Source organism: Ruegeria marisrubri (genome assembly GCF_001507595.1).
Taxonomy (GTDB): Bacteria; Pseudomonadota; Alphaproteobacteria; order Rhodobacterales; family Rhodobacteraceae; genus Ruegeria; species Ruegeria marisrubri.
In genome coordinates this window covers 133644-146139 of record NZ_LQBQ01000023.1, presented here as the reverse complement: position 1 = coordinate 146139, position 12496 = coordinate 133644, and the positions used below count along the sequence as shown (strand labels likewise).

14 protein-coding genes are annotated in these 12496 nt (G+C 62.5%); 11 read left to right on the top strand and 3 right to left on the bottom strand.

What is annotated here, in order from left to right; translation table 11 throughout:
- The first annotated feature begins 7 nt into the window (after window positions 1-7).
- Window positions 8-493, top strand: coding sequence for a flavodoxin family protein (locus tag AVO45_RS11425; RefSeq protein ID WP_068347073.1), 486 nt, complete (start codon window positions 8-10; stop codon window positions 491-493).
- 7 nt (window positions 494-500) lie between these two features.
- On the opposite strand, the gene AVO45_RS11420 is transcribed toward AVO45_RS11425, so the two are convergent.
- Both AVO45_RS11420 and AVO45_RS11415 read right to left on the bottom strand, forming a co-directional pair.
- The gene (locus tag AVO45_RS11420; protein ID WP_068347071.1) at window positions 501-848 is read right to left on the bottom strand and encodes a hypothetical protein; all 348 of its coding nucleotides are present in this window, start codon (window positions 846-848) and stop codon (window positions 501-503) included.
- Window positions 849-883: 35 nt separating this feature from the next.
- On the bottom strand, window positions 884-1594 hold the full coding sequence (locus AVO45_RS11415; protein WP_068347069.1) for a DUF599 domain-containing protein: 711 nt from the start codon (window positions 1592-1594) through the stop codon (window positions 884-886).
- Window positions 1595-1675: 81 nt separating this feature from the next.
- Here AVO45_RS11415 and AVO45_RS11410 point away from each other — a divergent pair, with 81 nt between their 5' ends.
- The 6 genes from AVO45_RS11410 to AVO45_RS11385 all read left to right on the top strand — a co-directional run bounded on the left by AVO45_RS11410 (window position 1676) and on the right by AVO45_RS11385 (window position 7939).
- Window positions 1676-3124: an FAD-linked oxidase C-terminal domain-containing protein gene (locus tag AVO45_RS11410; protein WP_068347067.1), complete on the top strand. Its 1449-nt coding sequence runs from the start codon at window positions 1676-1678 to the stop codon at window positions 3122-3124.
- A 64-nt stretch (window positions 3125-3188) separates the two neighbouring features.
- The gene (locus tag AVO45_RS11405) at window positions 3189-4289 is read left to right on the top strand and encodes an FAD-binding protein (protein ID WP_068347065.1); all 1101 of its coding nucleotides are present in this window, start codon (window positions 3189-3191) and stop codon (window positions 4287-4289) included.
- Between the two features lie 3 nt (window positions 4290-4292).
- Window positions 4293-5615, top strand: coding sequence for a glycolate oxidase subunit GlcF (gene glcF, locus AVO45_RS11400; RefSeq protein WP_068347062.1), 1323 nt, complete (start codon window positions 4293-4295; stop codon window positions 5613-5615).
- Window positions 5616-5734: 119 nt separating this feature from the next.
- Window positions 5735-6529 (top strand): trypsin-like serine peptidase, encoded by a 795-nt coding sequence (locus AVO45_RS11395; protein WP_068347059.1) that lies wholly within the window; start codon window positions 5735-5737, stop codon window positions 6527-6529.
- Window positions 6529-7344 carry a trypsin-like serine peptidase gene (locus AVO45_RS11390; RefSeq protein WP_068347058.1) on the top strand — a complete coding sequence of 272 codons (816 nt, stop codon included), beginning with the start codon at window positions 6529-6531 and terminating at the stop codon, window positions 7342-7344. The genes AVO45_RS11395 and AVO45_RS11390 overlap by 1 nt, the downstream gene beginning before the upstream one ends.
- Before the next feature lie 127 nt (window positions 7345-7471).
- Entirely contained in the window at window positions 7472-7939 is a 468-nt protein-coding gene (locus AVO45_RS11385) for an Hsp20 family protein (RefSeq protein WP_068347400.1), read from the top strand.
- A gap of 145 nt (window positions 7940-8084) precedes the next feature.
- On the opposite strand, the gene AVO45_RS11380 is transcribed toward AVO45_RS11385, so the two are convergent.
- The gene (locus AVO45_RS11380) at window positions 8085-9560 is read right to left on the bottom strand and encodes an NAD-dependent succinate-semialdehyde dehydrogenase (protein ID WP_068347055.1); all 1476 of its coding nucleotides are present in this window, start codon (window positions 9558-9560) and stop codon (window positions 8085-8087) included.
- A 261-nt stretch (window positions 9561-9821) separates the two neighbouring features.
- Here AVO45_RS11380 and AVO45_RS11375 point away from each other — a divergent pair, with 261 nt between their 5' ends.
- From AVO45_RS11375 to AVO45_RS11365, 4 genes are all read left to right on the top strand, one after another.
- Window positions 9822-11066, top strand: coding sequence for an aminopeptidase P family protein (locus tag AVO45_RS11375; RefSeq protein ID WP_068347053.1), 1245 nt, complete (start codon window positions 9822-9824; stop codon window positions 11064-11066).
- Between the two features lie 400 nt (window positions 11067-11466).
- Window positions 11467-11541 (top strand): hypothetical protein, encoded by a 75-nt coding sequence (locus AVO45_RS20160; RefSeq protein WP_338055971.1) that lies wholly within the window; start codon window positions 11467-11469, stop codon window positions 11539-11541.
- Window position 11542: 1 nt separating this feature from the next.
- Window positions 11543-11809 carry a hypothetical protein gene (locus tag AVO45_RS11370; RefSeq protein ID WP_068347051.1) on the top strand — a complete coding sequence of 89 codons (267 nt, stop codon included), beginning with the start codon at window positions 11543-11545 and terminating at the stop codon, window positions 11807-11809.
- An 11-nt stretch (window positions 11810-11820) separates the two neighbouring features.
- Window positions 11821-12465 (top strand): DUF1523 family protein, encoded by a 645-nt coding sequence (locus AVO45_RS11365; RefSeq protein ID WP_068347049.1) that lies wholly within the window; start codon window positions 11821-11823, stop codon window positions 12463-12465.
- Window positions 12466-12496 lie beyond the last annotated feature (31 nt).

Genomic DNA, 12496 nt, shown 5'->3' with positions numbered 1-12496 from the left:
ATCGGAAATGGCGGAACTGTTGATCGTGTATCACTCGCGGACGGGCGGCAGCCGGCAGATGGCCGAAGCAGCCGCCGAGGCGGCGCAGGGTGAAACGCCCACGATTCTGAAAACGGCCGATCAGGCCGGGCCGGGGGATCTGCTGCGGGCGGACGGCTATATCTTCTGCGCCCCGGAAAATCTTGCCGCGATCTCGGGGGTGATGAAGGATTTCTTCGATCGCTGCTACTATCCGGTGCTGGGCCGCATCGAGGCACGACCCTATGCGCAGATGGTCTGCGCGGGCTCGGACGGAGAGAATGCCGTGCGCCAGATGGCGCGCATTGCCCAGGGCTGGCGGTTGAAGGAGGTCCAGCCGCCCCTGATCGTCTGCACCCATGCCCAGACGCCGGAGCAGATTCTGGCACCGAAAACGATCTCCGAGGCAGAGTTGGAGCGATGCCGCGAGATCGGCATGGCGCTGGGCGCGGGGCTGAGCCTGGGCGTGTTCTGAGCGCTGGTCAGGGCAGGGTGACCCGATAGGTTGCCTCGGCCCAGCCATCGACGCTGCACCGCGCCTGCACTTGCACATGCGTTGCGCCCTCCGGCAACTGGACGCCGCCCAGTGAACGGGTAAACGGCTGCTCGGTCTCGTGCGGGTGATGCAGCACCCGCATCCCCAACTCGTTGCCCTGCATGTCAAGCACGCGCCACCCGTCGGCATAGTGGTCCCAGCCGGTATCGGGGTGCGAGACCGTGACTTCGAAATGCCAGCCGTCCCCTTGCTGCCGGGCGGCAACGTTTTCGATCACGGGTGGCTCGGCCAATGCAGGTGCCGCCAGCAGGGCGGTAAGGGCGATGTATCTCATGCGGCGAGAATAGGAAGTTTCGGCCGGCCAGGGGATCACGACTGCGTGTCAGGCGGCAGGGTCAGCAAGACCTCGCGCGAGTGAGAGGCGAATTCGCGCCGGTAGAGCACCGCCACCGTCGCCAACGTGGCCAGCAGCAGCGGCACCGGGCCCAAGACCCACGCGGCGGTGGCAAGCGCGAAATAGATCGTGCGCAGCGCCCGGTTGAAGCTGCGCCCGGCGGTGATGCAGATCTCGGCAGCCTGTGCGGCTCGGGGGTTGGCCAGGGGATCGTCGAGGTCGTTGGGCACGGCGGCCATGAGGATCGCGCAATAGCCAAACAGCCGGTGTGACCATACGAATCTCAGGAAGGCGCTGGACAGAAGCAGGGTCGAGATCAGGATCTTGATCTCCCAGACCACGGCGGGGGCGCTGCCGAAGGTCAGATCCTTGGCCACGACCGCCAGACGTTCGGTGTTGCCCAGCAACGCCAGCCCGCCGCCGATTGCGATCATCGAGGTCGAGGCAAAGAACGCCGTGCTCTGGCGCATGTTCCCAACCAGTTGCGCGTCGAACATGCGCGGTTGCCGGGTGACCATCTGCCTCATCCAGCCGCGGCGAAATTCGTCCATCATGACAGCCACCGAGGGTTTGTTCGGCGACGGGTTCTCGATCCGCCAACCGATCCACAGCCAGGAGACGAGCAAAAACCCGATTGCGGCGTAGTCGAGGGGAGAAAACAGCAGGGCGCGGTCGATCCATGTCATGACCGCGACAGTAGGGGTATCCGGTTCAGCTTGCCAGACGCCATAATTGGTAATATAAATTTACCAAAGAAAGGACGCGCTATGGAAATGCCCAAGCCCAATCCGGGCGTGATGTCTCGCAAGGCAATGTTGTTGGAGCGTCTGAGGTCGGTGTTGCCGGATGACGCCATCATCCATGAGGAAGTGGAAACCCGCGCCTATGAATGCGACGCGCTGACGGCCTACAAGTGCCCTCCAATGCTGGTCGTGTTGCCATCCAGTACGCAGGAGGTGTCCGACGTTCTGCGGATCTGCCAGGAAGAGGGCGTTCCGGTCGTGCCTCGCGGGTCGGGCACCTCGCTGGCGGGTGGCGCGCTTCCGACTGCCGATTGCGTGATCCTGGGCGTGGCCCGGATGAACGAGGTTCTGGAAACCGACTATGACAATCGGTTCATCCGCGTGCAGTCGGGCCGGACCAACCTGAGCGTGACCGGCGCGGTCGAAGAGGAGGATTTCTTTTTCGCTCCGGACCCGTCCTCGCAACTGGCCTGCGCGATCGCGGGCAACATCGCGATGAATTCCGGCGGGGCGCATTGCCTGAAATACGGCGTCACCACCAACAACCTGCTGGGCGTGACCATGGTTCTCATGGACGGAACGGTGATCGAGCTCGGCGGTGCGCATCTGGACGCGGGCGGGCTAGATCTGTTGGGCGTCATATGCGGCTCGGAAGGGCAGTTGGGTGTGGTGACCGAGGCGACGCTGCGCATCCTGCGCAAGCCCGAGGGCGCGCGGCCGGTCCTGATGGGCTTTGATGACAACGCGGTGGCGGGCGAATGCGTCTCGGACATCATCAAGTCGGGCATTCTGCCGGTCGCGATCGAATTCATGGACCGGCTGTGCATCGAGGCCTGCGAGAACTTTGCCCATGCCGGCTATCCGAACTGCGAGGCGCTGCTGATCGTCGAGGTCGAGGGCTCGGAGGCCGAGATCGAGAGCCAGCTTGAGAAAATCATCGAGATCGCCAAGCGCCACAACCCGGTCGAGTTGCGCGAAAGCCAGTCGGCCGAGGAAAGCGCTAAGATCTGGCTGGGGCGCAAATCCGCCTTTGGCGCGATGGGGCAGATCAACGATTACATGTGCCTTGACGGAACCATACCGGTCTCCGAACTGCCGATGGTGCTGCGCCGGATCGGAGAGTTGAGCAAGGAGTTCGGCCTGCCGGTCGGCAACGTGTTTCATGCCGGCGATGGCAACATGCATCCGTTGATCCTGTTCGACGCCAACAAGCCGGGTGATCTGGAGAAGTGCGAGGCCTTCGGGGCGGAGATCCTGAAACTCTGCGTCGATGCCGGCGGGTGTCTGACGGGTGAGCATGGAGTCGGGATCGAGAAACGGGATTTGATGACGTATCAGTATTCGCCCGAGGATCTGGAGGCGCAGATGGCGGTCAAGGATGTGTTCGATCCTGCTTGGCTGCTGAACCCGGCCAAGGTCTTTCCGCTGCCGGTTTCCGAGAGCCGCCGCGCGGCGCGTGTGGCCGCCCAATAGGGGGCGCTGCCCCCGTCGCGCGATGCGCGACTCCCCCGGAGTATTTGAAAAAAGATGAAGAGCGATGAAACCTGAGACAGAGGCAGAGTTTGCCGAATTGGTGGCCGGGCTGACGGAGCCGGTGAGGGTTCAGGGTGGCGGCACGCGCGGAATTTCCGGGCCCGAAACGGCGTTGGTCACGACGGGTTTGACCGGTGTCACGCTCTATGAGCCCGGTGCCTTGACCCTGGTTGCCAGGGCGGGGACGCCTTTGGCCGAGGTCGAGGCGGCTCTGGATGCCGAGGGGCAGCGACTGGCCTTTGAGCCGATGGACCATCGCGGATTGCTGGGGACCGGCGGTGAGCCGACCATGGGTGGGGTGGTTGCCGCCAACGTGTCGGGGCCGCGCCGGGTGCAGGCCGGGGCCTGCCGGGACTTTGCGCTGGGAGTGCGTTTCGTCGATGGTCGTGGGCAGGTTCTCAAGAACGGTGGCCGCGTGATGAAGAACGTGACCGGTTATGATCTGGTCAAGCTGATGGTGGGGTCATGGGGGACGCTGGGTGTGCTCACCGAAGTTTCCCTGAAGGTTCTGCCGAAAGCCGAGACCTCTGAGACGATTTCCGTGCAGGTGCCTGACACAGGCGCTGCGATCAGGGCGCTGTCGGCGGGGCTCGGGTCGCCCTACGAGGTAACGGGGGCCGCATACGATCCGGAAAGCGGGCGCGCATTGCTCAGGATCGAGGGGTTTGAGGACTCGGTTGCCTACCGGGCGGACCGGCTGAGTTCGCTTGTGGGCGCGTTCGGCGAAGCCAGCCGGGAAGGGCCGGCGCCGGAACTCTGGACCGCCATTCGCGATGTCGAGGTCTTCCATGACCGTCAGGGAGATGTCTGGCGGATTTCCGTCAAGCCCTCGGATGCGCCGGAGGTGGCGGCCCGGGCCGAGGCGGACGGATTGTTGTTCGACTGGGGCGGCGGGCTGATCTGGGTGCTTGTTCCTGAAGGCACGGACCTGCGCGCGCGACTGGGCGATTTCTCGGGGCATGCGACGCTGGTGCGGGCCAGCAAGGCGACATTCGAGGCGCTGGGGCGGTTGCAGCCCGAACCGGCCGCGGTTTCAGCCCTGTCGAAGGGGCTGCGGCAGAAATTTGATCCGCGCGGGATCTTCAACCCGGGGCTGATGGGGTAGGCGATGCAGACGACTTTCACTCCGGAACAGTTGAAGGATCCGGCGACCCAGCGGTCGAACGAGATCCTGCGAAGCTGCGTGCATTGCGGATTCTGCACCGCGACCTGTCCGACCTACCAGGTGTTGGGCGACGAGTTGGACAGCCCGCGCGGACGTATCTACCTGATCAAGGACATGCTGGAGAACGAGCGTGTGCCGGATGAAAAGACGGTCAAACATATCGACCGCTGCCTGTCCTGCCTTGCCTGCATGACCACCTGTCCATCGGGTGTGCATTACATGCATCTGGTTGATCACGCGCGGGCATATATCGAGGCGAATTACAAACGCCCCTTCAGCGAGCGGGCCTTGCGGTGGGTATTGGCGAAGATCCTGCCCTATCCCACGCGGTTCCGCTGGGCGCTGATCGGGGCCAAGCTGGGCCGACCCTTCCGCTTTCTGATGCCGGATGCGCGGCTGAGGGCGATGCTCGACATGGCGCCGCGGAATATACCTCCGGTCAGCCGCAATGACGACCCGCAGAGCTTTGCCCCCAAGGGCCAGCGGGTGAAGCGCGTGGCGCTGATGACGGGTTGTGCGCAAAGGGCGCTGAACGCGGATATCAATGATGCGACGATCCGGCTGCTGCGGCGGCTGGGCTGCGAGGTGGTGGTGGCCGAAGGCGCGGGGTGTTGCGGGGCGCTGACCCATCACATGGGCAAATCCGAGGACAGCCACCGTTCTGCCGCCCGAAACATTCGCGCGTGGGTGCGTGAAATGGATGGTGAGGGGCTGGATGCCATCGTCATCAACACCTCGGGCTGCGGAACGACCGTCAAGGACTACGGCCACATGTTCCGCAATGACCCTCTGGCAGACGATGCCGCCCGTGTATCGGCGATCGCGATGGATGTCAGCGAGTTGCTCGCCCGGCTGGACCTGCCCGAAGGAGAGGACAAGGGGCTGACCGTGGCCTATCATGCGGCCTGCTCTCTGCAGCACGGGCAAAAGGTGAAATCCGAGCCCAAAGCACTTTTGAAACGCGCGGGATTCCGGGTGGTTGAACCCGCCGACAGCCATCTGTGCTGCGGCAGCGCCGGAACCTACAACCTGATGCAGCCAGAGATTTCGGGGAAGCTCAGGGATCGCAAGGTGCGGACGCTGGAGGCGAAGAACCCCGATCTGATCGCGGCCGGGAATATTGGCTGCATGATCCAGATCGGTTCAGGGACGGGGCTGCCGGTTGTGCACACGGTGGAACTGCTGGATTGGGCCACGGGCGGGCCGATGCCGCCTTCGCTGCAAGGTGCAGAGGACGGTCAGGCAGAAGTCCCCGATCTGCGCTGAGATACTGATGCAGCACCGCATCAGTGCGTTGTTTCAAACTGCGCGCTGGACCGATGCCCTATTTTCGTCAAGGCTTGCCCGTATCAGACTGACCGGGGGAGGAGACCGGAGGGAACCAGGTGCGCAATTGGATCCGAGCACTTGCATTGACGCTTCTGCCGCTCGCAGCTGCGGCCGAGGATTCCGGGTTGAAAAGCCTGGACACGTCTGATGCTGGCCGGGACTGGATGGCGGTGGGGCGGCTGGATATTGACGGCACCGGGTTTTGCACGGGGGCCCTTATTGCGCCCACGCTGGTTTTGACGGCGGCGCATTGTCTCTATGACAAGGTCACACGAAAACGTATCGACCCCGCGCGGATGGAATTTCTTGCAGGCTGGCGGCGCGGGCGGGCCCTGGCCTATCGCTCGGTGCGGCAGGTCGTGGCGCATCCCGACTACCGCTACGACGGGGCCGCTTCGACCGAGCGCGTAAGAAACGACGTGGCCCTGATCGAACTGCTGCAGCCGATCCGGAATACCGCGGTCATCCCGTTCGAGACAGGCCGCCGCCCGGCGCGCGGAGAGGACGTGGGCGTCGTCTCTTACGCCAAGGATCGCGCCGAGGCACCCTCGTTGCAGGAAGTGTGCTCGGTGATTGCCCGCCAGCGGGGCGTTCTGGTGATGTCCTGCGATGTCGACTTCGGCTCGTCCGGGGCCCCGATCTTTTCCTTTTCCGGCGATCGCCCCCGTATCGTCTCGGTGGTTTCGGCCAAAGCCGAGCTTGAAGGCCGCCGTGTTGCGCTGGGCACTGCGCTTGAGGGGTCACTGGAATTGTTGCAGGCCGAGCTGTCGGCCGGGCGAGGGGTTGGCTCGTCGTCCCCTGAAATCGGCGCATCGGAAACGCGCTCTGGCGCCAAGTTCGTCAGACCGTGATGCGCCAGTTTCTTCTGCTCTTGGCCGTGGCCGTTGCACTGGGGGCCCAGGCCGCTGCCCAGAACGCCGGGATGAGGCGGCTGACGGACCGTGACGATCTGCTGGGGTGGGAAGCAGTCGGGCGATTGGACATAGCGGATGCGGGTTTTTGCACCGGAACGCTGATAGCGCCGGATCTGGTGCTGACGGCGGCGCATTGCGCCCTGGACGGCAGGACAGGCAAGCCCTTTGGCCCGGGGCAGGTCACGTTCCGGGCCGGATTGCGCGACGGCAAGTCGGTCGCCGATCGCAAGGTTGTCCAGATCGTGACGCATCCCGATTTCGTTGCCAATGCGCCGGTCTCGGTCGAGAGAATCCGCAGGGATGTCGCCCTGATGCGGCTGGAAGAACCCATTTCCATCGCTCAGGCCAACCCTTTTGCTCTGCACAGCGGCAATCTTTCGGGGGCCGAGGTCAGCGGCGCCTCTTATGGACGGGGCCGGGAAGAGGCGATCTCGCGCCAGCGGTCCTGCCGGATTCTGGACCGCCGCCAGGGGATAATCGCCTTTGATTGCAAGGTGACCTTTGGGCCATCGGGATCGGCGATCCTCGCCAAAGACGGGGTGCGGTGGCAGATTCTGTCCGTCGTGTCGGCCGGTGGGAAGATAAACGGAAAAACGGTTGGTTTCGGGATGGAACTCTCGAAGATCGTCAGTGACCTGAAGGCCCGCTTGCGCCGTGACGCGCCCAGGCCCAAGGCCACGATTCGGCGCTTGCAGGTCGGATCGGGAAAGTCAGGCTCGGGCGCGAAATTCATCCGCTCCGACGGGTCTTGAACTGCGGTCAACTGCTTCCCATTTCTGGATTTACCGGACCGCCGATGTCGGGGTTCGGCCATTCAACAGCGCCCGTCCGATCGGAGGGCACCCAACGTAGATCGCTCGTGAAAAGAGGATGACGACCATGCGTAGTTTTGATTTCACCCCGCTGCATCGCGCCAGCATCGGTTTTGACCAGATTGCCGACCTGATGGACCGGGTGCTGGCAAATGACGTGGCTCAGTCGAGCTACCCACCCTACAACATCGAAAAGACCGCACCCGACGCCTATCGCATTTCGATCGCCGTCGCCGGGTTCTCGGAACAGGACCTGTCGGTCGAGGTCAAGGAAAACTCCCTTGTGGTTGCCGGCAAGAAAGCCGCCGACGACAAGGAACGCACCTATCTGCACCGTGGCATCGCCACCCGCGCATTCGAACGCCGCTTTACGCTGGCCGATCATGTGCGCGTGACCGGGGCAACCCACGAGAACGGAATGCTGCATATCGACCTTGTGCGCGAAGTGCCCGAGGCGCTGAAACCGCGCCGGATCGAGATCACCTCGGCCAAGGCCATCGAAAAGGACGTGGTTGACGCGAAAAGCGTGAACTGAGGCTACACGAAGCTTCGGCAACCGAACCGCGAAAACCAAATGCGATAATCCTTCCCTCCCTGGGTTATCGCGCCGCCCCGTGCTCCTCCAGGCGCGGGGCGGTTTCTTTTCTGCGATTCGTCGCTCGGTCTGATCCGCGCTCGGGTCAGACGGACATGCAGACGTATTTCATCTCGAGATACTCGTCGATCCCGTGGTGGCTGCCTTCGCGGCCAAGGCCCGATTGCTTGACGCCGCCAAAGGGGCCGACCTCGGTCGAGATGATGCCCGTGTTGACGCCGACGATGCCGTATTCCAGCGCCTCGGCCACTTTCCAGACGCGGCTGAGGTCCTTGGCATAGAAGTAGGAGGCAAGACCAAAGATGGTGTCATTGGCCATCGCGATCACCTCATCCTCGTCCTCGAACTTGAACAGCGGCGCCAGCGGGCCAAACGTTTCCTCTTGCGCCACCTTCATGTCCTGGGTCACGCCGGTCACGATGGTCGGCTGGAAGAAGGTGCCGCCCAGATCGTGTGGCAGGCCACCGGTCAGGATCCGACCGCCCTTTGCGGTCACGTCGGCCAGATGTTCCTGCACCTTTTCGACCGCTTCGGCGTTGATGAGCGGCCCGGTGTTGACGCCTTCGGTCAGGCCATCGCCCACTTTCAGCGCCTCGACCGCGGCCTTCAGCTTGGCGGCGAATTCGTCATAGACGCCGGCCTGAACATAGATCCGGTTGGCGCAGACGCAGGTCTGGCCGTTGTTGCGGAACTTGCACAGCATTGCGCCCTCGACAGCGGCATCCAGATCGGCATCGTCGAACACGATGAAGGGTGCGTTGCCCCCCAGCTCCATCGAGCATTTCATTACCTGGTCAGCGGCCTGGCGCAGCAGGATGCGGCCGACCTCGGTCGAGCCGGTGAAGGTCAGCTTGCGCACGCCGGGGTTTTCACAGAATTCCTTGCCAATCTCGCTGGCGCGCGATGACGGCACCACGTTGAACACGCCTGCCGGGATGCCGGCCTGTTCAGCCAGAACCGCAAGCACCAGCGCCGACAGGGGCGTCTCAGCCGCCGGGCGCGCGACGAAGGAACAGCCTGCGGCCAGCGCCGGGCCGGCCTTGCGGGTGATCATGGCGTTGGGGAAGTTCCACGGCGTGATCGAGGCGGCCACGCCGATCGGCTGTTTCAGAACCATGATCCGCTTGTCGCGCTGGTGGCCGGGGATAGTCTCGCCATAGACCCGCTTGGCCTGCTCGCCGAAGAACTCGATGAACGAGGCGCCATAGCCGATCTCGCCGATGGCCTCGGGCAGGGGCTTGCCCTGTTCGGCGGTCAGGATCTTGCCGAGATCCTCGGCGTTTTCCATCATCAGGTCATACCAACGGCGCAGGATCGCGGCGCGTTCCTTGCCGGTGTATTTCGCCCATTCCTTCTGGGCCGCTTCGGCCTGGGCGATGGCGCCGGCCACTTGGGCGCGGCTGACATCCGCCACCTCGGCCACCACGTCACCGCGGGCCGGGTTGGTCACGGCGAAGGTACCATTGTCGCCATCGACCCAATTGCCGCCGATGTAAGCCTTGGTTGCCAGCAACTCCGGGTTTTTCAGGAGCGATTTCAGATCGGTCGGTGCGTCCAGCATGGTTCGGCCTCCGGTTGGAATGGGATTGCAGACACACAAACAGGTGCCTCTGCACTTGTCTATGGCCACTGGGGATGTTGAATCAATCCAGATTTGATCAAATTGTCTGTCGGGAGGCATCCGCAAAGTTCCACTTGATCGAATCCGGGCGATAAGGCAGAAATTGCGCGGGCTCTGGCGATGGCGTCGCCTCATGCGCAAGCGCATGCGCCCGATTTCCCAGTCCTGAACGCCGGGACCGTCCTTTTGAGGAGGGTCGCTATGACTGCTGTTCCCAACTATCTGAACTTCACCTCGGCCGCGGATCGCCCCGATTTCTACCGGTTTCACAACGGAGAAAAGGCGCCGCTGCAGTTCGCCGAATCCGAATACGAGGCCCGCATTGCCGGTCTGCGCAAGATCCTGATCGATCAGGGTGTCGAAGCCGCCGTGTTCACCTCGATGCACAACATTTCCTACTATTCCGGCTTCACCTATTGCTCGTTCGGGCGGCCTTATGGCCTTGTGGTGACCGCGTCTGACTGCGTGACCATCTCGGCCGGGATCGACGCCGGACAGCCCTGGCGGCGCTGCTATGGCGACAACATCACCTATACCGACTGGCAGCGTGACAATTTCTGGCGCGCGATCCGCTCGGTCACCGGCGAGGGCAAGGTGATCGGGTTTGAGAGCGACCACCTGACCCTGTTGCAGCAGGGCAAGCTCGAGGCGTTCCTGAAACCGGCAAAGCTGGTCGATCTCTATGAGGCGACCATGCGGCAGCGGATGCACAAGAGCCCGGCCGAGCTGGAGATGATCCGTGCCGGGGCCGCAGTGGCGGATGTCGGTGGTTACGCCATCCGTGATGCGATCAAGGAAGGCGTGCGCGAGATCGACGTGGCCATGGCGGGCCGCGACGCGATGGAGCTTGAGATCGCCAGGCGCTTCCCGGATGCCGAGTACCGCGACACCTGGGTCTGGTTCCAGTCGGGCATCAATACCGACGGGGCCCACAACCCGGTGACCGGCCGGGTACTGCAGCGGGGCGATATCCTGTCGCTCAACACCTTCCCGATGATCTCGGGCTATTACACGGCGCTCGAGCGGACCATGTTCGTGGGCGAGGTTGACGAGGCGAGCCTGCGTTACTGGGAAGCGAATATCGGTGCGCATGAACTGGGGATTTCGTTGCTGAAACCCGGCGCAAGCTGTGCGGAGGTGACCCACAAGATCAACGAGTTCTTCGCCGAGCGCGGCCTGCTGCAGTATCGCAGCTTTGGCTATGGGCACTCGTTCGGGGTGCTGTCGCACTATTACGGCCGCGAGGCGGGTTTGGAGCTGCGCGAGGACATCGACACGGTGTTGGAGCCGGGCATGGTGATCTCGATGGAGCCGATGCTGACCATCGCCGACGGACAGCCAGGCGCCGGTGGCTATCGTGAGCATGACATCCTGATCATTACCGAGGACGGCAACGAGAACATCACCAAGTATCCCTATGGACCGGAATTCAACGTCGTCGGTTGAGGTGGAATGGCCCTGACGGGCCATGCCTCCGGCGGGAGTATTTTGGAAAAGATGAAATGGGGCCGTCCTGACCGGGCGGCCCTTTGGTTTTCAAGGGTTGACGCGTTTTACCGGTCATCCTTCAATCGCGAGCAAGTGCTTTCGGTTGTCTATCTTTTTGTACGCGAGTTTGTCACAGTTCATTGGAATTGATTGAAAACGAGGGGATGTAAATCCTTGTAACATTCCCTATCTCAAGCAGGTATTGGGCAAAAGGATTGAGCGCGATGCCGAACCAGCAATTTGACGCCTTGATCGAGGAAACGCAGGGGAAGGTGCGGCAAAGCCAGGCGCGGACCGAAGGGCTGACCTCGCGGGTCGAGGCGACGTGCGGGCCGCACTCTTTGGGCACGAGTCCGACATGAGCGACGATGTCCGGGCGAGCGATGAAATGATCCGGCGGGGCGGGCCTTGGGGCGTGGTAAGAAAGGGCTGATATGTCGGGAGCCGTGCGGCTGTTTCTGGGGCTTTTGGTGGTGCAGACGATTGCCTATGTCTGGCTGTCGATCTATTCCCGCAGGGTGCGGCGCTTGAAGCTGGAGGCACATTGGGAAAGAAAGCAGATTGTCGGTGACAAGGAAGCGTTCGTTGCGCGCGGGCTTCGGGCCTATGACAAGTCCTTTCGCCGCAAACTGATCCTTGGGGTTTATCTCGTGCCCTGGGCCGCGATCCTGACCCTTATCTACGTTGTGAATTACATGTGAGGAGTTGACACATGGCCTATGTGAAATGGGCGTTTATCCTGATTTTCTGGGGCAGTGTTGCGGCTCTTTTGCATTACACGTTGCCGCAACATGACGTGGTGCGGATCGTCAATACCTATGAAGAGCGGCAGGAGCTGAACGACTGGACCCGGATTTTCTGGGCTTCGCCGGATGACCAGTCGGCGAACCTGACGAACCGGGATGTCCAGTTCATTCAGGCGGTGCGACCGAATGGCAAGGTTGTCGTCTATCGCAATGAGGATACCGGCTGGGGCTGGCCCCCCTATTTCAAGTTCGACACCGCGAACCTCTATACCGAGGCAAATGATGCAATTTCGACCAAGGAAGACCCGGAATGGGTGGCTGTTACCCATTATGGCTGGCGGAGCGAGATCCTGTCGATCTTTCCCAATGCCGTGTCCATCAAGCCGGTCGACGGGCCCGATGTCCGCATAATCCCGTGGTTCAACATCATCTTCCTGATTCTGTTTTTCGCGCTGTTGCGGGCTATTTGGGTTCGCTGGCGTCGGTTCCGCGAGGCAAAGGTGGTTCCCATGATAGAAAGTGTCGAGGACGGCTACTATGCCGCGAGCGACGCCTTGGAAGAGTCCCGTGGACGATTCCAGAAGTGGCTGGACAGTTGGAAAAGCAAATAGACAGACCGAGTTCGTGAATCGCCCGGGGTGT

Coding starts and splice junctions, on each gene's coding strand:
- AVO45_RS11425 (WP_068347073.1), top strand. CDS start 8: ATGGCGGAACTGTTGATCGTGTATCACTCGCGGACGGGCGGCAGCCGG.
- AVO45_RS11420 (WP_068347071.1), bottom strand. CDS start 848: ATGAGATACATCGCCCTTACCGCCCTGCTGGCGGCACCTGCATTGGCC.
- AVO45_RS11415 (WP_068347069.1), bottom strand. CDS start 1,594: ATGACATGGATCGACCGCGCCCTGCTGTTTTCTCCCCTCGACTACGCC.
- AVO45_RS11410 (WP_068347067.1), top strand. CDS start 1,676: ATGGAAATGCCCAAGCCCAATCCGGGCGTGATGTCTCGCAAGGCAATG.
- AVO45_RS11405 (WP_068347065.1), top strand. CDS start 3,189: ATGAAACCTGAGACAGAGGCAGAGTTTGCCGAATTGGTGGCCGGGCTG.
- glcF (WP_068347062.1), top strand. CDS start 4,293: ATGCAGACGACTTTCACTCCGGAACAGTTGAAGGATCCGGCGACCCAG.
- AVO45_RS11390 (WP_068347058.1), top strand. CDS start 6,529: ATGCGCCAGTTTCTTCTGCTCTTGGCCGTGGCCGTTGCACTGGGGGCC.
- AVO45_RS11385 (WP_068347400.1), top strand. CDS start 7,472: ATGCGTAGTTTTGATTTCACCCCGCTGCATCGCGCCAGCATCGGTTTT.
- AVO45_RS11380 (WP_068347055.1), bottom strand. CDS start 9,560: ATGCTGGACGCACCGACCGATCTGAAATCGCTCCTGAAAAACCCGGAG.
- AVO45_RS11375 (WP_068347053.1), top strand. CDS start 9,822: ATGACTGCTGTTCCCAACTATCTGAACTTCACCTCGGCCGCGGATCGC.
- AVO45_RS11370 (WP_068347051.1), top strand. CDS start 11,543: ATGTCGGGAGCCGTGCGGCTGTTTCTGGGGCTTTTGGTGGTGCAGACG.
- AVO45_RS11365 (WP_068347049.1), top strand. CDS start 11,821: ATGGCCTATGTGAAATGGGCGTTTATCCTGATTTTCTGGGGCAGTGTT.